The following is a 21,168-nucleotide window of genomic DNA, read 5'->3' as shown; positions in this document are numbered from 1 at the left end:
GACGAGTGAGAGGGGGCGGCAACGCCTACCCGCCAGCCGTTCCTTAGCCGCTGTTGCGCAGGGCCGTGGCAATGGCGTTGATGGAGAGTTCAATGCCCTCCCGTATACGAGGATCGGTCTCCCCGGCGCGGTGGCGCTTGAGCAGTTCCACCTGCAGCAGATTGAGCGGCTCGATATAGGGCAGCCGCAACCGGATGGAGGCATCCAGCGCCGGGCTGTCCGCCAGCAGATGGGTCTGCCCGGTGGAAGCGAGCAGTTGGTCATGCGCCAGATGCCAGCCCTCGCGGATGCGCTCGAAGATCGGATCGCCCACCGCGCGGTCCGAGACCAGCGGCAGATATTTGGCGGCAATCTCCAGATCCGACTTGGCGAGCACCATTTCCATATTCGCCATGCTCGCGCGGAAGAAGGGCCAGGCCTGTGCCATGTCCTTGAGTAGCGCGTCGTCCCCGAAATCCCGCAGCGCTTGTCCGACGCCATACCAGCCCGGCAGCATCACACGGGCCTGCGCCCAGGAGAAGACCCACGGGATCGCGCGCAGATCCTCGATGCGATTGCTCTTAGTGCGGCTGGCCGGACGCGAGCCGATCTTGAGGCCGCTGATCTCCTGAATGGGGGTCAGCTCGCGGAAGAACTCACGAAAGCCCTTGGTCTCGTAAACCAGCCCGCGATAGGCTTCAAACGCGAGGCCGGAAATGCGCGTCATCGCCTGAGTGAAGCGTTCGTTGTCAGCGGGGGAGAGCCGCTCGGGCTCCAGACTGGCCAGCAAGGCCGCGCTGGTGACGGCCTCGAGATTGGTCCGCGCGCTCTCCAGCGTGCCATATTTGGCGGCGATGACCTCGCCCTGTTCGGTGATGCGGATGCGGCCCTGCACCGTGCCGGGCGGCTGCGCCTGAATGGCTGCGAAGGACGAGCCGCCCCCCCGCCCGACCGCACCGCCGCGCCCATGGAAGAGCTGCATCGCAACGCCGGCTTCCTCAAACACCGGTGTCAGCGCAAGGCTGGCTTCGTACAGGCCCCAGGTCGAGGTGAGATAGCCGCCATCCTTGTTGGAATCGGAATAGCCGATCATCACTTCCTGATGGCCGCGCGCCCGCACCAGCGCGCCGATCTCCGGCAGGGCGAAATAATCGCGCATGATGGCAGGCGCCTTTTCGAGGTCCGCGATCGTCTCGAACAAGGGCACAGCCATGATCGGGGCATGCGGCGCGCCCTCGTCCTGCGCCGCGCGCCACAGGCCGGCTTCCTTGAGGAGGATGTTAACCTCCAGCATGTCCGAGACGCTCTCCGCCTTGGAGATGAGGTAATGGCGAATGCAGGCCGCGCCATAGCGGCGATGCGCCTCTGCGGCGGCCTCCACGATGCCGAGTTCGGTGGCGGTTTCCTCGCTCCAGTCGGCAAAGCGGGAGCCGAGCGGGCGGTCGGTGGCCAATTCGCGGCGAAGCAGAGCCACGCGCGCCTCTTCATCGAGCGCGAGATAATCCGGCTCGACACCGGCAACCTTGAGCAGTTCCGCGACGACGCGCTCATGCACCGCGCTGTTCTGGCGCATGTCCAGCGTGGCGAGGTGGAAGCCGAACAGCTCGACCGCCCGGATCAGCCGGGCGAGGCCGCCGCCGCTGCCGAGCGCGCCATTGCCTTCGACAGCGAGGCCTCGCCCAAGCGTCGCGAGATCGGCGCGCAGCTCGCCCGCATCGGCATAGGGCTCGCCCGCCAGGCGGGAGGGCCGCGGCGGCGGGGTACCGATAAGCTGTTCATAGGTCGCTGCGACGCGCGCATAGATACCAGCGACGGCCCGGCGATAGGGCTCGTCGCGCCGGCTGGCAGCCTCGTCACCACTGGCCGCTGCCAGATCGCGCACGCCGGCGGGAATGGCCGCAAGTTCGCTGGAGATGGAGAGCTGCGCGCCCAGCTCGTGCAGCGCATCCATGTAGAAGCGCAGGGTCGATCCGCTCGCCCGGCCCAGCGCCGTGCGCAACTGCTCGGCCTGCACGAAGGGATTGCCGTCCCGGTCCCCACCGATCCAAGTGCCGAGCCGCAGGAAATTGGGGACGCGCTGCCCCAGCACCCGGTCCCAGCGGGCGTAAAGGCTCGGAAGCACCGGCATGAAGATGTCGCGAAAATAAGAGAGCGCGTTGTCGATCTCGTCGCGCACGAACAGCCGCTCACGGCGCAGCGGGCGCGTCTGCCAAAGCAGCGCGATCTGGCGGCTGATCGCCTCGTCGATCGGCTCGCCATGGTCCGTCTCGCTCGCGCCGGTATCGCGCAGGGCCATGAGATCGGAGATCACGTTGCGGTGGTCGATCATCGACTTGCGGCGCACTTCCGTCGGGTGCGCGGTCAGCACCGGCACCACCAGCGCCGTTTCCAGTAGCTTGACGATATCGGAGGGGCTGACGCCATGCTCGCTCAGCTTGGCGGTCGCACTGGCAACGTCCGCGCCCGGTTCGGCGGCGACGCCCTGGCGGTCCTCCGCGAGATTGGCGAGCATGGAGAACAGCATGAAGCCGCGCACGAAGGCGAGCGTATCGTCCAGCGTTAGCGCATCCAGACCACTGTCCACGCCCTCGGCCGGGGCGACGCCGCGCGCCCGGTCGACGGAGGCAGACCGGATATATTCAGTCTGTTTGAACAGGCGCTCGCCGCCGTAGACGCGAATGACATCCCCGAGCAGGCGCCCGAGATAGCGAATGTCAGGATTTTGGGTGATGGCGGGGCGCATGGGTGACATGCACACCATGCTGCATTGCAGCGATCAACGGGTCAAGAACGGATTGGACCGGCGAACTCCAAGTTCAGCCGCCCGATCAGTCGGTCAGGCGTGCTCCAGCGTGCACTGGAGCGGATGCTGGTTCTGGCGGGCGTAATCCATCACCTGATTGACCTTGGTTTCGGCCACTTCATAACTGAACACACCGCACACACCGACACCGCGCTGGTGGACGTGGAGCATCACGCGGGTCGCCTGCTCGATGTCCATGCGGAAGAAGCGCTGCAGCACATCGACGACGAACTCCATCGGCGTGTAGTCGTCGTTGAGCATCAACACCTTGTAAGGCGTGGGCTTGCGGGTGCGCGCGCGGGTCCGGGTGGCAACGCCAAGACCGGGATCGCCCGGCCCTTCCTCATCGGGCCGCCCAGCCATGAGCGGCTGATTCATGATCGCGCTTCTGTCTTGCATGGCCCAAAAATAGGGCATCGCCCCCCTTGGTTGCAAGGGCACAGAGACGGACTGCCCAAAAAAGCAAAGGCGGCCCGCCGGAGCGAGCCGCCTTTTCTGAATTAGATCGGCCTGATCAGGCTGCGATCGACTTCACCTTTTCCGTTACAACCGACACGCGGTTGCTGATCGGCTGGGAAATGTCGCTCACCAGCTTGAGCATCTTTTCGCTGTTCTTGGCAGCCTCGGATGCGAAGCTGTCCATCGTCTGGCTGAGCAGCTCGCTCTGGAGCTGGAAGAACTCGGCCGGCGACTTGATCGACGCAAAGCTCTTCATCGTGGCGCTCGACTTCTCGAAGGACTTGCGGCCGAATTCGGCGGCGTCCTGGCCCAGCGTTTCCATGCCCTTGGCAGCGATCTTGGAGGATTCGACCATCGCTTCGAGATTGCCGCGCGTCAGTTCGCCCAGCTCTTCGAAAGCCCTGCCGGACTTCTCCATGGCCGCCTTGGTCTTCTCGTTCATTTCAGTGAAGGCACTCTGCATACGGGTCTTGGCCTCCTCGGCATAGGTTTTCGCGGTGTCCATCATATCGGTCATGGTCGGTTCGCCTTTCGCTGCGGCGGATTTCCCGGTGTCGGGAAGGGGGAATGCATCCGCCAATTCTGGGTTCGAGACAGGTGAGAGGGGCGCCGGACTGGCATCAACGGCTTCAGCCTTGGGGGCAGCGCTGACGGGCCATTCCACCGGCGTTCTGACGGCCGGCTTCTCCACAATCGCCGCAGTCGCAGGTGCGGCTTTAGGAGCCGCTGCAACAGCAGGCTTGGGCGCGGCGGAAGCCTCCGGCGTCACCGGCGCCTTGACCGGCATCGGAGCGGCGGCCGCGACCTTCTCACCCGTGGGCTTGGCCACAGGCTTGGAAACGTCGTTCTTGGCCGGGCTCCGTGCAACGGACGTCGCGGGCCGGGGACCGGCTTTGGACGAACGGGACTTGCGCGGGGTTGCCAACAGACTCACTCCTCGAACTTTGCTGCGATGCAACATAAGCGAATCGGATCGAATCTGCAAGCAAAATGATGCAGTGCAACAAAACTGTCTTACAGGCGGTGAATCAACGCAAAAGCGCCGGTCAACGCTGCGTGACGTAGCGTCCGGGCGCATCCTCGATCGCGGGAAGTTTGCCTTCTCCCGGCATCCGCGCACCGCTGGCACTGACAGTCTCTGGCGACAGCTCTGCCAGCCACGCCCGCCAATCCGGCCACCAGCTCCCCTTCGTTTCCTGCGCGGCTTTGCGGAACGCGGCAAAGTCAGGCTGTGGCGCCGCGCTGGTCCAATATTGATATTTGCCTGCTGCGGGTGGATTGACCACGCCGGCGATGTGCCCCGAGCCCGCCAGCACGAACCGCCGGGCCCCGGAGAACTGGTCCATCAGCTTCCATACGCTGCAGGGCGGCGCGATATGATCCTCGACACCGGCCTGAATATAGGAAGGCGTCTCCACCTTGCGCAGGTCGATATGGATGCCATCAACCTCAAGGCCGCCCGGCACGACCAGCCGGTTATCGCGATATAATTGGGTGAGATAGGCCCGGTGCCATTTCGCCGGCAGGTTGGTGGTATCACCGTTCCAGTAGAGCAGATCGAACTGCGGATAATCCTTCCCCAGCAGATAGTTGTTGACCACATAATTCCAGATCAAATCTTGCCCACGTAGCAGGTTGAACGTCGCCGCAAGATAGCGCCCATCCAGATAGCCGTCCTTCACGAAGCCATCGATCAGCGCCAGTTGCTCGTCGTCGACGAAAAGAGCGAGATCGCCGGCCTCGGAGAAATCGACCTGGGTGGTGAAGAAAGTGGCGCTGGCGACCTTGTCACCCTGCCCCCGCGCGGCCAGCCATGCGAGCGTCGCGGCCAGGAAGGTTCCGGCCACGCAATAGCCGATGGTGTGGACGCTCGGCACGTCGAGCAGATCGCGCACCACGTCGATCGCGTCCACCTGCCCCTTGAGCATGTAATCGCCCAAGTCGAAATCGGCCATGCTGGCATCGGCGGATTTCCAGCTGACCATGAACACGGTCAGCCCCTGATCCACCGCCCATTTGACGAAGCTCTTCTCCGGATTGAGGTCCAGAATGTAGAAGCGGTTGATCCACGGCGGGAAGATCAGCAGCGGGGTCTTCATCACCTGCGGCGTGGTCGGCTCATACTGGATGAGCTGGTAGAGCGGGGTCTCGTAGACCACTTTGCCCGGCGTGGTGGCGATGTTGCGCCCCAGCTCGAAGGCGGAGCCGTCCGTATGGGTGAGCTGGCCGCGATCGAGGTCGGCGAGCATATGCTCCAGCCCGGTCAGCAAGCTCTCGCCCTTGGTTTCGATCAGCCGCTGAAGCGCGGCGGGGTTGGTGAACAGGAAGTTCGCCGGGCTGGCCGCCTCGACAAACCGCTCGGTCACGAAGCGCAGCTTCTCCTTGTCTCGCACATCGAGACCATCGACGCTATCGGCCAGTTGCATGAAATAATCGGAGGCCAGCAGATACATCTGGCGAATGAGGTCGAACACCGGATTGTCGTGCCAGCTCGGATCGGCAAAGCGCCGATCACGACTGGTAGGCGCAGGTTTCGCATCGCCATCAGGTCCTGCACCGATGCCGTCCATTGCTCGCGCCAGCACCTGCTGCCACACCGCCATGCTGCGTTCCGCCGCCTGCGACTGGATGCGCGCGATCTTCTCCAGATTGGGCCGCGCCTCATGCCCGGGAAAGCGCGTCGCCTGCTCCGCCAGCTCGGCGCTGCGCTCCAATATCGCCTGCTGGGCAAGCCCCACCACCCGCGTCCAGTGCTGCAGCTGAGCAAGGCCGGTCGAGTCTTTCAGGTCCTGATCCATGGGAGATGCCTCGCTCGATTGTCCGGACGGTCTGTTTTCCAGACTCGCCGCCCGTTGTTTTGGTGGCACGACTGGCTGGCGCAAGCTATATGCAGCATTGGCCGGTCCTTACCACTTGCAGTGTGACACGGCCATTTCAACCCAAATGGAGATCGACATCCCAATGTCCGACGAATTCTACCGCATCAAGCGACTGCCGCCTTATGTCATCGCCGAAGTGAATGCGATGCGGGCAGCGGCGCGCGCGGCGGGCGAGGACATTATCGATCTCGGCATGGGCAATCCCGACCTGCCGCCGCCCGATCATGTGATCGCGAAGCTGGTCGAAGTGGCGCAAAAGCCGGATGCGCATGGATATTCGCAGTCCAAGGGCATTCCCGGCCTGCGCCGTGCCCAGGCGAATTATTATGCCCGCCGCTTTGGCGTGGAGGTGGACCCGGAGACCGAAGTCGTGGTGACGATGGGTTCCAAGGAAGGTCTTGCCAGCCTCGCCACCGCGATCACCGCGCCGGGCGACGTCGTGCTGGCGCCCAATCCGAGCTACCCGATCCACACCTTCGGCTTCATCATTGCCGGCGCGACCATCCGCTCGGTGCCTACGACGCCGGACGAAAATTATTTCCGCGCGCTGGAGCGGGCGATGCACTTCACCGTGCCGCGCCCCAGCATCCTCGTGGTCAATTATCCGGGCAATCCCACGGCGGAGACGGTCGACCTGGCGTTCTACGAGCGGCTGGTCGCCTGGGCGAAGGAGAACCAGGTCTGGATCCTCTCCGACCTTGCCTATTCCGAACTTTATTTCGACGGCAACCCGACGCCTTCCATCCTGCAGGTGCCGGGTGCCAAGGACATCGCGATCGAGTTCACGTCCATGTCCAAGACCTATTCCATGGCCGGCTGGCGCATGGGCTTTGCGGTCGGCAACCAGAAGCTGATCGCGGCGATGACGCGGGTAAAGTCCTATCTCGATTATGGCGCCTTCACGCCCATTCAGGCCGCGGCCTGCGCGGCGCTGAATGGCCCGCAGGATATCGTCGAGAAGAACCGCCAGCTCTACCAGAAGCGCCGCGACGTGATGGTGGAGAGCTTCGCGCGGGCGGGCTGGGACATTCCGTCCCCGCGCGCATCCATGTTCGCCTGGGCGCCCCTGCCCCCGGCCCTCAAGGAGATGGGCAGCCTGGAATTTTCCAAGCAGCTCCTCACCCATGCCAAGGTCGCGGTCGCGCCGGGCGTCGGCTATGGCGAGGATGGCGAGGGCTTCGTGCGCATCGCCATGGTCGAGAATGAGCAGCGCCTGCGCCAGGCAGCGCGGAACGTGAAGAAATATCTGCAATCCATGGGCGTCAATACACCGGTGACCAAAGGCGCGGCCTGATGCCGGTGCCGGTGCTGGAAGCGCCCGAGGTCAGCCTCGTCGCGCACACGATCCAGTTGGCGGTGGCGCCGGTGTTCCTGCTCGCAGGCATCGGCGGCTTCCTCAACGTCTGCGCCAGCCGCCTCGCCCGCGTCATCGACCGGGCGCGGGCGGTGGAAGCGCAGGTGATGCGCACGACGGGCGCGGAACATGACCGGCTGATCGACGAGATCCGCATTCTCGACCGGCGCATCACGGTGGTGAATGCGGCGATCTTCCTCTCGGTGCTTGCCGCGTTGACGATCAGCGCGGTGGTCATCCTGCTGTTCGCGTCCAATCTTATCGAAGTGAATCTGGGCACGGTCATTTCGCTGCTGTTCGTGGGATCGATGACCTCCATCGCGGCAGCGTTCGCCATCTTTCTCTACGAGACCCGGCTCGGCTCGCGGGTCACGCACATCCGCAATGAGGTGCTGTATCACAAGGTGGAGAGTGAGCAGCTGAGCGAAGGGCCACGCCCAAGCAAGCCGGCTATTCCCGCGCCCGAGGTCAGGCAGTCGCACTAAGCCCGATGCCCGAGCCGCTTCGCCTCGTCATGCCGGCGCCCATCTACCTGCCTGCCTATCGCGCGGCGCTGGAAGCGGGCTGGTCGCCGGACACCGTGATGGGCAATCTGGCGACCCAGCGCGAGCTGGACCGGATCGACCGCGGCGCCATTGCCTTCCTTCTGTCACTGGATGATCCCAAGGCCAAGGGGCCGCCGGTGCTGATGAAGGATGGGACGCCCCGGCCACGTCTACCGGGCTATCGCCGCTGGATGTGGGATGGCGAGTTCTGCGGCAGCATCAGCCTGCGCTGGCAGGAGGGCACGGCCGCGATGCCGGACTACTGCCCCGGCCATATCGGCTTTTCCGTCGTGCCCTGGAAGCGCGGGCACGGCTATGCGGCGCAGGCCCTGGGCGCCTTGCTCCCTGAGGCACGTGGACGCGGCCTCCCCCATGTCGACCTGACGACGAACATCGACAACGACGCGGCGCGCCGGACGATCGAGCGATGCGGCGGGATTCTGGTCGACCATGTCGAGAAGGACGCCAGCGACGGCGGTGGCCGCGCGGCGCGCTATCGGATCATTCTGGGATAGTCGGCTCGGCGGCCGGCAACTGCTTATTGCTGGAAATATACAAGCCCAAATGAGAGGGGCCGCCGGAACCTCCCATCGGAGGTGCCGAGCGGCCCATCAGCATGGTCAGCGGCCGGAAGTGCCGCCACCCGGGGATTTACGCCGCGGTCCGGTTTCCCTCAGGAGACCCTCGCGCGACCCGCCACCAATGCCTTAGCGGCAGGCTCCCCGAACGGACTTGACCGACCCCATTGCTGAACCATGAGACATCGGATCACCTCCTTTCGCTTGCGTTGAAACTCTCTCGCCGGGTTGGCTGGAAGCCGTGCGTCCCTGCGATGGCTTAGATGTGAGTCATTCCGCGCCTGCGAACAAGACTTGTAATTATCTTTTTTCGAATCATAATCATGCGCTCGCCGATTTTAGGGCGACGCAGCCGGAAGGGCCTAGCTCCGGCAGTCCTCTACGACGCGCCCGATTTCTGAGACCACCGGCAGAATGATCCGTTGCCCGCCTGCGGGCTCGATGGACACGCGACCGCGCGAAAAGGCCATCCAGTCCAGCCCGGGATCGCTGGCGGGGCGCGTGATGACCAGCGCGCTGGTGCCGGCCATCGGCTGTGTGGCCCCGCTCCAGTCGAGCACGCCCTTGCTGGTGCGCAGGGTGACGCGCGGACTGGCGCTCCCCGCCAGCGTCATCGACACTTGCCGGCTGCTCTTCTGACAGCGCAGGATCACCAGCGGCGCGACAGGCGAGGCGCCGAAGCTGGCGACACTCTCGCCAGTGCGGCTTTCATAACCCCAGCTACCGGACGTCACCGGCGCCACTTCCCAGGCATCGCTCGACTGCGACGGGGCAGGGACGGGCGCGGGAGCCGGAGCAGTTGGCGCAGGCGTGGGCGCAGGCGAGGGCTGCCGGCCGCCCGTTTCCGGCACAACCTGACAGCCAGCCAGCGCGATAATAACGAGGGAAGCCGCCATATGCGGCGCGATGCTTCTACCGATGCGCATGATCAGGGCCGGACCTGACCGGTGCCGCGCACGACCCATTTGTACGTCGTCAGCCCTTCCAGCGCCACCGGCCCGCGTGCGTGCATCCGCCCCGTCGAGATACCGATCTCGGCGCCGAGGCCGAATTCGCCGCCATCGGCAAATTGTGTGGACGCGTTCCACATGCAGATCGCGCTGTCGCAGCGGGCAAGGAACTGCTCGGCAGTCGCCGCGTCCTGCGTGATGATCGCGTCGGTATGGTGGCTGCCATGCACGGCGATGTGATCGAGCGCCTCATCGACGCCATCCACGAAGCGCGCCGCGATGATGGAATCGAGATACTCGGTGTTCCAGTCGCCATCCTGCGCCGGCTCGATGCGGGGGTCGAGCTTGGTGACGGCCTTGTCACCGCGCACCTCACATTGCGCATCCAGCAGCGCCGCCACCAGCGCTTGCGGCTCGGCATAGCCATTGTCGATCAGCAGCGTCTCTGTGGCGCCGCAGATGCCGGTGCGCCGCATCTTGGCATTGACCACGATCTCGCGGGCCATTTTGGGGTCGGCGGCGGCATGGACATAGGTGTGGCAGATGCCATCGAGATGGGCGAGCACGGGCACCCGCGCCTCGTCCTGCACGCGCGCGACGAGGCTCTTGCCGCCGCGCGGCACGATGATGTCGATCAGACCCACCGCGCGCAGCATCGCGCCCACCAGCGCACGATCGGTGCTGGGAACATATTGCACCGCATCGGCGGGCAGGCCGGCCTCGGTAATGCCGCGCACCATGGCAGCGTGGATCGCCCGGTTGCTCTCCACCGCTTCCGATCCGCCCCGCAGGATCACCGCATTGCCGGAGCGCAGGCCGAGCGCAGCCGCATCAGCGGTGACATTGGGTCGGCTCTCATAGATGATGCCGATGACGCCGAGCGGTACCCGCACACGGCTGAGGCGCAGGCCATTGGGCCGCTCGGATTCATCGATGACCTGCCCCACCGGATCGGCAAGATTGGCGACCTGTTCGACCGCGTCGGCAATGCCATTGATCCGCGCCTCGTCCAGCCGCAGCCGGTCCAGCATCGCCGAGGAGAGGCCATTGGCGGCGCCGCGCTCCATATCGGTGCGATTGGCTCGGATGATCTTCGGCATCGCCTCCCGCAATGAACGGGCCGCGGCAACCAGCGCCTGCGCCTTCAGCTCGCTCGGCGCCTGCGCCATGTCCGCAGCGGCGCGGCGGGCACGCGCGCCCATCTGGGCAATGAGCATTTCAGGCGTCTGCGTGAGATCATTCATGGTAAGAGTCGTCCTGTCCGGCGGAGGGCACTCCCATAGCATGGGGAGAGAGTCGCGCAAATGGCGGCAACCCGACGCATGGCGGAGCGTTTGCCCTTTCAGCCGAAGGGAACCGCGAGCGATACCCAAAGGGAGACGAGCATGAACCGACTGAGCCAGATTTCCTCGATTGCCGCGCTCACCCTCATCCTTGCGGGATGCCAGGTGTCGCCTGATGCGGACAATCAGGCCAATGGCATGAACGCGGCGCAGGCAGACGAAGCCCTCGATAACGCGCTCAATGCCAATGACAGCGGCACCACTTCGGTACAGCCGGAATTTCTCGGCACGCTCGTTCCCCCTGCCCCTGGCGAGCAGGGCGGCCTGCCCGATGACCGCACCCCGCTCAACGAGGCGGCCGCGCGCGTGCCGACCAGCGTCGAGGCTTCCGGCGCGACCATCCAGCTCTGGGGCCTTGCGCTGGCGCAGGGGCGCTTTGGCGATGCCTATAGGCTCTACGCCGAGTCCGGGCGCGGCAGCGGCATGACAGAGGCGCAGTTTTCGAGCGCCTATAACCGTTATAACGATGTGCAGGTTCTGGTCGGCCGGCCGCAGTCGACCAGCAACCAGCGCGTGAAGGTGCCGGTGCAGATGTATGGCCGCATGCGCGAGGATGGTCGCCCGTTCAACATGATCGGCACCATGACGCTGGCGCGCAACCCGGGCGGACAGAAAGGTGAGAGCGGCCAGATGGCCTGGCTGATCGCGGAATCGGACCTCTCGCCGCGCGGCACGGTGAAGATCATCCCGCCAGGCGGCGAGACAGGCGCGGGTGCGATTCCGCAGGCCTTCCGGGGCAACTGGTCCTCCAGCGCGGCGGCATGCGGCAAGCCCGGCGACAATATGCGGCTGGCGGTGGGCGCGGACGACCTCACCTTTTACGAGAGCGTCGGCAAGGTGACGCAAGCCCGCCCGCTTTCGCCCAATCGCCTGAGCGTCACCGCCAGTTATTCCGGCGAGGGCGAAAGCTGGACGGATACGGCCGCGCTGACTCTCTCCGGCGGGGGCGACGTGCTGACCATCGGGTCCGTCAAGCGCGTGCGCTGCCCGAGCTGATGCCCGGCACGAGGCCGGTGCAATAGCAGGACATTTAGCGGCCAACGTTTGAATAGCCGGGCAGAGAAATGTCCAGATTGATAGCCTTGCGTGTGTCTACGATCCGCTTTACGCCCGCCACCGCCGCCCTGTTTGTCAGACAGTATTCGCCTCCGAAGGGCAGACATACAGCGCCGGCGGGGAGAGGCGCGATGAGTCAAACCACGAGGCTGTTGGCAGGCCGGCTTCGCTGGGGCGTCCTCGCCGTGCTGTTTGGCGTCACCGTCATCAATTATGCGGACCGGGCGATCCTCTCGCTGGCGGCGCCCCTGATGACGCGCGATCTCGATATCGATCCGCTACAACTCGGTATCGTCTTCTCGGCCTTTGGCTGGTCCTATGTCGCAGCGCAGCTGCCGGGCGGGTGGTTGCTCGACCGGTTTGGCGTTCGGCGCGTCTATCTCGTTGCCATTGTGGGCTGGTCGCTGTTCACGGCCGCGCAGGGCCTGGTGGTGTTCCTCTCCGGCGCCGCCGCCATCACGACGCTCTTCCTGCTCCGGCTCCTCGTCGGTCTGACCGAAGCCCCGTCCTTCCCCGGCAATGCGCGGATCGTCGCCAGCTGGTTTCCGGCCAGCGAACGCGGCCGCGCCACCGCCATTTTCACCTCCGCGCAATATTGCGCGACGATCCTGTTCGCGCCCATCATGGCCTGGATAATCGGGGTCATTGGCTGGCCGGAGGTCTTCCTGTTCATGGGCGGGGTCGGGCTGGTCGCGGCTCTGGCCTGGGCGCGCACGGTCCACGAGCCGCATCGTCACCCGCGCATCCAGCCCGCAGAGCTGGCACTGATCGTCGATGGCGGCGCCTTGATCGAAAAGGCCGAACCGGCAGGCCGGCCGGATGGCGAGACGGCGCGGCACGTGCGGGCCCTCATTCTCGCCCCGTCGCTCTGGGGACTCTATCTCCACCAGTTCTGCGTGAACGCCCTCACCTATTTCTTCATCACCTGGTTCCCAGTCTATCTCGTGCAGGAGCGTGGCCTCTCGATCATCGAGACCGGGCTGATGACCGCCATTCCGTCGATCTGCGGCTTTCTTGGCGGCTTGCTGGGCGGCCTGTGGTCCGACTGGCTGCTCAAGCGCGGGCATAGCCTCACGCTGGCCCGCAAACTCCCCATCGTCACCGGCATGATGGGCTCACTCGCCATTCTCGGCTGCAATTACACCAGCGCGCAGACAATGATCATGATCTTCATGAGCCTGGCCTTTTTCGGCAAGGGCTTCGGCGCGCTGGGGTGGGCGGTCATGTCCGATATCGCGCCACCTGGTGCGGCGGGCTTGAGCGGCGGCATCTTCAACATGTTCGGCAACATGTCATCCATCGTGACGCCGATCGTGATCGGCTTCATCCTGCAGCAGACGCAATCTTTCGAGCTGGTGCTGATCTTCCTCGCCGGCTGCGGCTTCACGGCCGCCTTCAGCCTGCTCTTCCTGTTCGGCAAGGTCGAGCGCATGAAAGCGCTCGCCCCTACCGCTGGATAAATCAAAGCAATTTAGTCAGAGTTATTCCTCGATCGGCTGTGGCTCGGGCAAGGCGTTGGTCGGCTTCGCCCCCCACAACGCATAGAACAGCACGTAGAGTTCGCACGCCGCCGTCAGCAGGAAGGACATTTGCAGGCCATAGCCGTCCGCCAGCCAGCCCTGCACGATGACCAGCGCGCCGCCGGCAATTGCCATGATCAGCAAGCCCGAGCCTTCCTCAGTCAACGGCCCCAGCCCCTTGATGCCGAGCGTGAAGATGGTCGGGAACATGATCGAGTGGAAGAAGCCCACAAGGATCAAGGCCCACATCGCCGCCGGGCCGGTGGTGAAGACCGTCACCAGCATCACCACAAAGGCACCGATGGAGAAGGCCGCCAGCACTGTCTCCGCCGGAATCTTCTGCATGATCGCCGAGCCGACGAAGCGGCCGACCATCATCCCGCCCCACAGGAAGGTGAGGTAGCGACCGGCCTGCTCATGGGTGAGGTTGGCGATGTGCGGCTGACTGACGAAGTTGACGAACAGATTGGCGACGCCGATCTCGGCAATCAAATAAATGAAGATCGCCGGCACGCCGAACACCAGATTGCGGTGCCGCCAGAGCGAGTGGTTGCGGCGCTCCTCCTTGCTCGCGCGATTGGCGGCCGACCCCATGGCGGGCAACGGAAAGCGCGCAATGACGATGGCGAGCACGATCAGCACCACCGCGACGAGGCCATAAGGCAGGATCACCGATTGCGCATCGGCAAGGCGCTCCGCCTGGGTGAGCACGACGCCCGCTTCCGCCGTGCCGCCCTTGGAGCGACCGAGGATCAGATAGGCCCCGAACAAGGGCGCGAACATCGTGCCCGCCGAGTTCATGGCCTGCACGAGATTGAGGCGGGAAGATGCCGTTTCCGGCGATCCGACCACCGCAACATAGGGATTGGCAGCCACCTGGAGCAGCGTGATGCCGCTCGCGATCACAAAGAGCATGACGAGGGTGACGCCATAAGACGGCAGGCTGGCGGCGAGCATCATGCCCAGCGACCCCGCCGCCATCACCAGCAAACCGACGACCAGCGATTTCTGATAACCGATCCGCTTGATCAGCCAGGCTGATGGGATCGACGCGACGAAATAGGCAATGAACCAGACCGATTCGATTAGCGTCGTCTGCGTATAATTGAGATCGAACACGCTGCGCAGATGCGGCAGCAGCGTGTTGTTGATGACGGTGATGAAACCCCACATGAAAAACAGGCTGGCCAACAGCACCAGGGCCGGGGTGTAATTGACCCCGCCGCTGTCCCTGCTCACCCCATTTGCAACCCCTGCCGGTCCGGCCATCGGCTCCATCCCCTCATCAATTTTGCCGGGGCGTTTTCGCCGGAATGTCGGCTTGCGTCAATGTCATTTGTCTGACTATAAACCCGCACAGCGCGGACAGAGATAAAAGGATTGGGGCAGGGATGCGAAGTGCATATTGGATAGCGATCATCTCCGGAACGCTGGCGATGGCGATGCCGGTTTCCGTGGTTCAGGCCGCCGAGGCGCACCGCGCAGCTGCCGGCACCCTCGCCGATGGCACCGCCATTGAGGCGATCACGCTCAAGAACGCGCAAGGCGTGGAAGCGAAGATCATCACTTATGGCGCCACGCTGCAGTCGCTGCTCGTCCCCGGGCGAGACGGCAAGCGGGCCGATGTCGTGCTCGGATTCGACAGTGCGGCCCAATATGAAGCGCACCCCAACTATCTTGGCGTTACCGTCGGGCGCTTCGCCAACCGCATCGCCAATGGCCGGTTCGCGCTGGATGGCAAGACCTACCAGCTGACGCAAAATGACGGCACCAATTCGCTGCATGGCGGCGGCAAGGGCTTCGATCGCGCCGTGTGGAAGGTCGTCTCGGTGGAGAGCGGCCCGACCGCGCGTGTCGTGCTCGCCCATGTCAGCCCGGATGGCGATGCCGGCTACCCCGGCAAGCTGGACGTTACCACCACTTACACGCTGGATGAGAGCGGCGCGCTCGGCATTGCCTTCGAGGCCAGGACGGACAAGCCGACCATCGTGAACATGACCAACCATGCGCTGTTCAACATGGCCGGCGAGGAGTCACCCGGCGGCGCGCTCGACCAGTTGCTGACCATACCCGCCAAGGCCTTCACGCCCGTTGATGCCAAGCTGATCCCCACCGGCGAGTTGCGCCCGGTGGCCGGCACGCCTTTCGATTTTCGCAAGCCGCGCCGCATCGCGCAGGACATTCGCGATGGCCGGGACGATCAGATCCGCGCAGGCCGGGGCTATGATCATAATTTCGCGCTCGACAAGGGCGTGACGGCCAAGCCCGAACTAGCCGCCCGCCTTGAAGACCCCGCCTCCGGGCGCGTCCTCGAAGTGCTGACGACCGAGCCGGGCGTGCAATTCTACGCCGGGAATTTCTTGGATGGCACGGTCCCCGGCAAGAGCAGCCGCCTGTATCGCATGGGGGATGGCATCGCGCTCGAACCGCAGAAATTCCCGGATGCGCCGAACCATCCCGATTTCATTTCCGCCCGCGTCGATCCAGGCAAGCCCTATCGGCACGCCATGATCTACCGCGTTTCAATTCAGCAGGGCACGCACCACAAATGACAGACCCCAAGGGCTCGCGCCTGCGCTCGCGCGCATGGTTCGACAATGACGACAATATCGACATGACGGCGCTCTATCTGGAGCGTTACCTGAATTTCGGGCTCAGCCTCGAGGAACTGCGCTCGGGCAAGCCGATCATCGGCATCGCCCAGACCGGCAGCGACCTCTCGCCCTGCAACCGCCACCATCTCGTGCTGGCCGAGCGGGTGCGCGAGGGCATTCGCGAGGCCGGCGGCATCGCCATCGAATTCCCGGTCCACCCCATTCAGGAGACGGGCAAGCGCCCCACCGCCGGGCTGGACCGCAACCTCGCCTATCTCGGTCTGGTGGAGGCGCTGTATGGCTACCCGTTCGATGGCGTGGTGCTGACCACCGGCTGCGACAAGACCACGCCCGCCGCGTTGATGGCCGCCGCCACGGTGAACATTCCCGCGATTGCGCTCTCCGTCGGCCCGATGCTGAACGGCTGGCATGAGGGCGAGCGCACCGGATCGGGCACCATCGTATGGAAAGCGCGGCAGATGCTCGCCGCCGGCGAGATCGATGATGAAGGCTTTATCAAGCTGGTCGCCTCCTCGGCCCCCTCAACCGGCTATTGCAACACCATGGGCACGGCGACGACCATGAACAGCCTGGCCGAGGCGCTGGGCATGATGCTGCCGGGCTCCGCCGCCATTCCGGCGCCCTATCGCGACCGGCAGGAAGTGGCTTGGCGCACCGGCAAGCGCATTGTCGAGATGGTGGCGGAAGACCTCAAGCCGTCCGACATTCTGACGCTCGACGCCTTCCACAATGCCATCGTGGTGAATTCGGCCATCGGCGGCTCGACCAATGCGCCCATCCACCTCGCGGCGATTGCGCGCCATATCGGCGTCGATCTGCCGCTCAAGGATTGGGAGCGGCTCGGCCACAAGGTGCCGCTGCTGGTCAACCTCCAGCCGGCCGGCGAATATCTGGGCGAGGATTATTATCGCGCCGGCGGCGTGCCCGCCGTGGTCGCGCAGCTCATCCGCCACGGCCTGATCCGCGAAGGCGCGCTGACCGTGAACGGCGCCAGCATGGGCGACAATTGCCGGGATGCGCGCATCATGGACGAGCGCGTCATCCATCCGTTCGAGCAGCCGCTGGTCGAGGACGCCGGCTTTCTGGTGATGAGCGGCAATCTGTTCGATGCCGCCATCATGAAGACCAGCGTGATCAGCCAGGAATTCCGCGACCGCTACCTCTCCAACCCGGACGCGCCGGGCGTGTTCGAAGGCCCCGCCATCGTGTTCGACGGCCCGGAGGATTATCACAAGCGCATCGATGATCCGGCCACCGGCATCACCGAGAACACCCTGCTCTTCATGCGCGGCGCCGGCCCCATCGGCTATCCCGGCGCGGCGGAGGTGGTGAACATGCGGCCGCCGGCCTATCTCATTACGGAAGGAATCAGCGCCCTGCCCTGCATCGGCGACGGGCGCCAGTCCGGCACCAGTGCCAGCCCGTCGATCCTCAATGCCAGCCCGGAAGCGGCGGCCATGGGCGGTCTCGCCCTGTTGCGCGACGGTGACCGGGTGCGCATGGACCTGAATGCCTGCACGGTGGATGTGCTGATCGCCGACGCGGAGCTTGCCGAGCGCCGTGAAGCCCTGATAGCCAAGGGTGGCTATGCCTATCCCGCGTCCCAGACCCCATGGCAGGACATCCAGCGTTCGCTTGTCGGGCAGCTGGACAAGGGCGCGATTCTGGAAGGCAGCGAGCAGTTCCAGCGCATCGCGCAAACCCAGGGCCTGCCGCGCGACAATCACTAAGGCCGAAAGGGCAGCAGGATGACGGGCTGGCGGATCGTCGAGCGCGACGTGCGCGACGAGCTTGGCGAGGGGACGCTGTGGAGCGGGCGCGACAACGCGCTCTACTGGACGGACATTCTCGCGCCGGCTCTCAACCGGCTCTCGCTCGCCGATGGCACGGTCGACCGCTGGGCGATGCCTGAGCGGCTGGGCTGGGTGGTGGAGCGTGATCAGGGCGGTTTCATTGCCGGGTTCGCGAGCGGCTTTGCGCGGCTCTCGCTCGATCCGCTGATCATCGAGCCGATCGGCAACCCCGAGCCGTATCTGCCGGACAATCGCATGAACGACGGCAAGGCCGATGCCAGCGGGACGATCTGGTGCGGCACCATGCACAGCCGGATCGAGGGTGAAAGCGGCACGCTCTACCGGTTCACACCGGATGGTCGCTGGACGCCGATGGACAGCGGCTACACCGTCACCAACGGCCCCGCCTTCTCAACCTGCGGCCGCTGGCTCTACCACACCGATACCATGCGCGGGCTCATCTACCGGTTCGCGCGCACGCCCGATGGCGGCATTACCGACCGCGAGGTCTTCGTCCGCTTTGGCGAGGGAGACGGCGGGCCGGACGGCATGACTGTCGATGCCGAGGACGGGCTGTGGGTCGCTCATTGGGGCGCCGGCCGGGTGAGCCGCTTCCGCCCCGATGGCACGCTGGATCACAGCATTGCGCTACCCGCATCCCAGATCACCAATATCGCCTTTGCCGGTGAGAAGCTCGACCGGCTTTTCGTGACCTCTGCGGCGACCGGCCTGCCTCCGTCCGACTATGATGGCGCCCTGTTCGAGATCGAGACGCGGTTCAAGGGTGTCGCGCCGGGCCTCTTTCCGGCCTGACATCGACGCCAAGCCTCATCCGTCCTGCCCTGATCCTATTAGCGAGTAGCTATAACTTATAGCCTCACAGGCCGTTGCTTCTACCTGCCTCTCCGCATGACAAGGTGGTTCAAAATAGGGAGAGGAACGATGAGCTATTCAAGGAAGATGGCGTCCAAAGCCGCGTGGCATGGCGCCAGCCGGCTGATTATCGCGGCATGTGCGGGCCTTGGGCTTTCCGCCGCGATGGCACAACAAGGCGCGAATTCGCAGCAGGCGTCGCCGCCGGTCGGCCCTGACTGGACCTATTATCCGCAGCCGACCAAGGCCCCCAAGGGTGCCCCCAATATCATCCTCGTCCTTATGGACGATGTGGGCTTCAGCGCCTCCACCTCTTATGGCGGCCCCATTCCGACGCCGGTGTTCGACAGTCTCGCTGCCTCCGGCCTGCGCTACACGCGCTTCCACACCACCGCCATGTGCTCGCCGACGCGCGCCGCATTGCTCACCGGCCGCAACCACCATGCCGTCGGCAATGCATCGATCTCCAACGTGTCGATCGATGCCCCGGGCTATACCTCCGTGATGCCGGACAGCGCCGCGACGATAGGCCGTGTGCTGCGCGATAATGGCTATGACACGTCGTGGTTCGGCAAGAACCACAATATCCCCGACTGGGAAACCGGGCCGATGGGTCCGTTCAAGCGCTGGCCGATTGGCCTGGGCTTCGATTATTTCTACGGGTTCAACGGCGCGGGTGCCGATCAGTTCAACCCGACCATTGTCGAGAATATCAACCCCGTGCGGCGCGACCGGACGGACGATAATTATATCTTCGACCGCGATATGACCGACAAGATGCTGGGCTGGCTGGGCGCGCAGCAGGCGCAGGACCCGAACAAGCCCTTCTTCCTGTATGTCGCGCCCGGCGCCATGCACGGTCCGCAGCAGGCCCCGGCCGATTGGGTGGCCAAGTTCAAGGGCAAGTTCGACATGGGCTGGGACAAGATGCGCGACCAGATTTTCGCGCGTCAGAAAGCCATGGGCATCATCCCCAAGGACGCCCGCATGGCGCCGCCCCTGCCCGGCGTGCCGCGCTGGGATAGCCTGCCTGCCGATCAGAAGGCGCTCTACGCGCATATGATGGAAGTGGCCGCCGCGCAGCTTGCCTTCTTCGACAATCAACTGGGTCGCGTGATCGAGCGGGTGCGCCAGGATGGCGAGCTGGACAACACGCTGGTGATCTTCATCAACGGCGACAACGGCGCGGCGCTGCACAATATGTACGGCTCGATCAACGCTTACTCGCAGTTCGCCGGCATCAAGGAAACGCCCGAGACGCTTCTGCCGCAAAAGGACAAGTTCGGTACGGAGGAGAGCTTCGGCAACTATCCGGTCGGCTGGGGCTATGCGCTCAACACGCCCTACCCATGGGGCAAGACGGTCGCCTCCCAGCTCGGCGGGCTGCGTGTGGGGATGGTCGTCTCCTGGCCTGACAAGATCAAGGACAAAGGCGGCATCCGCACCCAGTTCAGCCATGTCATCGACATCGCGCCGACCATCTATGACGTGGTGGGGATCACCCCGCCGGCCACGGTGGACGGTGTGGCCCAGCAGCCGATCGACGGCATTTCGATGAAGTACAGTTTCGATGCCCCCAAAGCCCCGTCGCAACGGCGTGAGCAGTATTTCGAGATGCTGGGGAGCCGCGGCTATTACAAGGATGGCTGGTTCGCCGGCACCGAGGTCAATTGGGAACCATGGGGACCGAACAAGACCGACCCGACCAAGGCCGGCTGGGAGTTGTATAATCTCAACGAGGACTGGTCGCAGACCCGCAATGTCGCCGCGCAATATCCCGACAAGCTGGCCGAACTGAAGGCGGACTTCGAGGCGGCGGCCCAGAAGTTCCATGTCTATCCGCTCTCGGCCGACTTCTTCGAGCGGCTGAACTACAAATATCGCCCCAACGCCCTCGCGCCGGAGCGGACACGCACTTATTATACGAGCGACATCCGCTATCCGGCCGTGACCTTCCCGGAACTCAACCCCAACTGGACCGCCGAAGCCCGTGTCAAACTCACCGGCTCAGCGGTCAGCGGGCCGATTCTGACCCAGGGCGCGAAGTTCGCGGGTTATACGCTCGCGATGGAGAACGGCGTGCCGGTCTTTACCTACAACCCCTCGGGCCGCGCACAGGAACGCAAGATCCTGCGTGGCACCCAAGCACTCGGGGCCGGCGACCATGTGATCACCGCCCAGATCGCCCCGGCGAGCGAAGGACTGACGATCTCGCTGCTGGTCGACGGCAAGTCGCAAGCAACAGCTTCGATCCCCCGCGTCATCAAGATCGTGACCGGCGAAGCGATGATCGGCCACGCGCTGATCGATGATCGCACGGGGCCGCTGAACTTCCCCGATACGATCGAGAAGGTGACGATCACCAGCTACTGAGACCAGCACTTGCCCATGGCCGCCTGCCTATCGGTGGGCGGCCATGTC

16 protein-coding genes are annotated in these 21,168 nt (G+C 64.6%); 9 read left to right on the top strand and 7 right to left on the bottom strand.

Annotation, left to right across the window (positions count from 1 at the left end; all coding sequences use genetic code 11):
* Positions 1-43: 43 nt before the first annotated feature.
* The 4 genes from ppc to M2339_RS01100 form a co-directional block, all read right to left on the bottom strand.
* On the bottom strand, positions 44-2,731 hold the full coding sequence (gene ppc / locus M2339_RS01115; RefSeq protein WP_413714711.1) for a phosphoenolpyruvate carboxylase: 2,688 nt from the start codon (positions 2,729-2,731) through the stop codon (positions 44-46).
* 84 nt (positions 2,732-2,815) lie between these two features.
* Positions 2,816-3,181 (bottom strand): ATP-dependent Clp protease adapter ClpS, encoded by a 366-nt coding sequence (gene clpS, locus M2339_RS01110; RefSeq protein WP_264588459.1) that lies wholly within the window; start codon positions 3,179-3,181, stop codon positions 2,816-2,818.
* Positions 3,182-3,296: 115 nt separating this feature from the next.
* Positions 3,297-4,202: a phasin family protein gene (locus M2339_RS01105; RefSeq protein WP_264587780.1), complete on the bottom strand. Its 906-nt coding sequence runs from the start codon at positions 4,200-4,202 to the stop codon at positions 3,297-3,299.
* A gap of 85 nt (positions 4,203-4,287) precedes the next feature.
* The gene (locus M2339_RS01100; protein ID WP_264587781.1) at positions 4,288-6,039 is read right to left on the bottom strand and encodes a PHA/PHB synthase family protein; all 1,752 of its coding nucleotides are present in this window, start codon (positions 6,037-6,039) and stop codon (positions 4,288-4,290) included.
* Between the two features lie 163 nt (positions 6,040-6,202).
* On the opposite strand from M2339_RS01100, the gene M2339_RS01095 reads away from it, so the two are divergent.
* Genes M2339_RS01095 through M2339_RS01085 form a run of 3 tightly spaced genes read left to right on the top strand, consistent with a single transcriptional unit; the run spans position 6,203 to position 8,534 of the window.
* Complete coding sequence (locus M2339_RS01095; protein WP_264573517.1) at positions 6,203-7,414, top strand: LL-diaminopimelate aminotransferase; 1,212 nt, start codon at positions 6,203-6,205, stop codon at positions 7,412-7,414.
* The gene (locus M2339_RS01090) at positions 7,414-7,959 is read left to right on the top strand and encodes a DUF2721 domain-containing protein (RefSeq protein WP_181560524.1); all 546 of its coding nucleotides are present in this window, start codon (positions 7,414-7,416) and stop codon (positions 7,957-7,959) included. The genes M2339_RS01095 and M2339_RS01090 overlap by 1 nt, the downstream gene beginning before the upstream one ends.
* Before the next feature lie 5 nt (positions 7,960-7,964).
* The gene (locus M2339_RS01085) at positions 7,965-8,534 is read left to right on the top strand and encodes a GNAT family N-acetyltransferase (RefSeq protein ID WP_264606123.1); all 570 of its coding nucleotides are present in this window, start codon (positions 7,965-7,967) and stop codon (positions 8,532-8,534) included.
* A gap of 425 nt (positions 8,535-8,959) precedes the next feature.
* On the opposite strand, the gene M2339_RS01080 is transcribed toward M2339_RS01085, so the two are convergent.
* Both M2339_RS01080 and M2339_RS01075 read right to left on the bottom strand, forming a co-directional pair.
* Complete coding sequence (locus tag M2339_RS01080) at positions 8,960-9,493, bottom strand: hypothetical protein (RefSeq protein WP_264587783.1); 534 nt, start codon at positions 9,491-9,493, stop codon at positions 8,960-8,962.
* A gap of 32 nt (positions 9,494-9,525) precedes the next feature.
* Positions 9,526-10,791: a glutamate-5-semialdehyde dehydrogenase gene (locus M2339_RS01075; RefSeq protein ID WP_264587784.1), complete on the bottom strand. Its 1,266-nt coding sequence runs from the start codon at positions 10,789-10,791 to the stop codon at positions 9,526-9,528.
* 141 nt (positions 10,792-10,932) lie between these two features.
* On the opposite strand from M2339_RS01075, the gene M2339_RS01070 reads away from it, so the two are divergent.
* Together M2339_RS01070 and M2339_RS01065 are read left to right on the top strand one after the other, a co-directional pair.
* Entirely contained in the window at positions 10,933-11,886 is a 954-nt protein-coding gene (locus M2339_RS01070) for a hypothetical protein (protein ID WP_264587785.1), read from the top strand.
* 191 nt (positions 11,887-12,077) lie between these two features.
* A complete protein-coding gene (locus M2339_RS01065) occupies positions 12,078-13,406 on the top strand; it encodes an MFS transporter (RefSeq protein WP_264587786.1) in 1,329 nt (442 codons plus the stop codon).
* 21 nt (positions 13,407-13,427) lie between these two features.
* Here M2339_RS01065 and M2339_RS01060 read toward each other — a convergent pair whose 3' ends face one another.
* A complete protein-coding gene (locus M2339_RS01060) occupies positions 13,428-14,735 on the bottom strand; it encodes a sugar MFS transporter (protein WP_264587787.1) in 1,308 nt (435 codons plus the stop codon).
* A 173-nt stretch (positions 14,736-14,908) separates the two neighbouring features.
* Between M2339_RS01060 and M2339_RS01055 the strand changes: the two genes are divergently transcribed.
* From M2339_RS01055 to M2339_RS01040, 4 genes are all read left to right on the top strand, one after another.
* Entirely contained in the window at positions 14,909-16,018 is a 1,110-nt protein-coding gene (locus M2339_RS01055; protein WP_264572300.1) for an aldose epimerase family protein, read from the top strand.
* Positions 16,015-17,811, top strand: a complete 1,797-nt coding sequence (locus tag M2339_RS01050) for an IlvD/Edd family dehydratase (RefSeq protein ID WP_264587788.1) — start codon at positions 16,015-16,017, stop codon at positions 17,809-17,811. The genes M2339_RS01055 and M2339_RS01050 overlap by 4 nt, the downstream gene beginning before the upstream one ends.
* 18 nt (positions 17,812-17,829) lie before the next feature.
* A complete protein-coding gene (locus tag M2339_RS01045; RefSeq protein ID WP_264587789.1) occupies positions 17,830-18,687 on the top strand; it encodes an SMP-30/gluconolactonase/LRE family protein in 858 nt (285 codons plus the stop codon).
* Between the two features lie 129 nt (positions 18,688-18,816).
* On the top strand, positions 18,817-21,120 hold the full coding sequence (locus tag M2339_RS01040; RefSeq protein WP_264587790.1) for an arylsulfatase: 2,304 nt from the start codon (positions 18,817-18,819) through the stop codon (positions 21,118-21,120).
* Positions 21,121-21,168 lie beyond the last annotated feature (48 nt).

This window comes from Sphingobium sp. B2D3C (genome assembly GCF_025961835.1).
Classification (GTDB): domain Bacteria; phylum Pseudomonadota; class Alphaproteobacteria; order Sphingomonadales; family Sphingomonadaceae; genus Sphingobium.
This window is presented reverse-complemented; position numbering and strand designations above follow the sequence as displayed.